The organism is Candidatus Skiveiella danica, assembly GCF_022705245.1.
GTDB lineage: Bacteria > Pseudomonadota > Gammaproteobacteria > Burkholderiales > Burkholderiaceae_C > Skiveiella > Skiveiella danica.
The window spans coordinates 332-713 of sequence record NZ_JAKJEW010000114.1 but is presented as its reverse complement, the minus strand read 5'-3'; the positions used below and the strand labels follow the sequence as shown (position 1 = coordinate 713).

The 382-nt window shown below is 70.9% G+C and carries 1 protein-coding gene; it reads right to left on the bottom strand.

Annotation, left to right across the window (positions count from 1 at the left end; genetic code table 11):
* Positions 1 to 382, bottom strand: a 382-nt coding sequence (locus ACMUOY_RS20345) for a class I SAM-dependent methyltransferase (RefSeq protein ID WP_413894538.1), incomplete at both ends; no start/stop codon positions are given.

Sequence of the window (382 nt, the reverse complement as noted above, 5' to 3'; positions counted from 1 at the left end):
GCGCACATCGCGGCCCTTGGTGGCGTGGCGCTCCACGGCCAGCACCTCGAAGCCATGGCGCGCAATGGCGGCCTCCAGCGCCGGCCCTTGGAAGCAGTGCACGGGTGGTGCCAAGCCCAGGGCGCGCGCCAGCGGTAGCGCCACCCAGGAGATCAGCGGGTTCATCTCCGCCACGCACGGCGTTTTGGAGATAAAGAACCCGCCAGGCCGCAGCGCCTGCCACACGGCGTCCAGCCCGCCGTCCAGGTCGGGCAGCAGGTGCAGCACGTTGAAGGCCAGCACCACGTCGTAGGCCTGGGGTGCTTGCCGGGCGGCGCCTGCAGCGTCCAGCACCGCAAAGTCCAGTTGCGCCACCGGGGTGGCCGCGAGCTTTTCCTGGGCA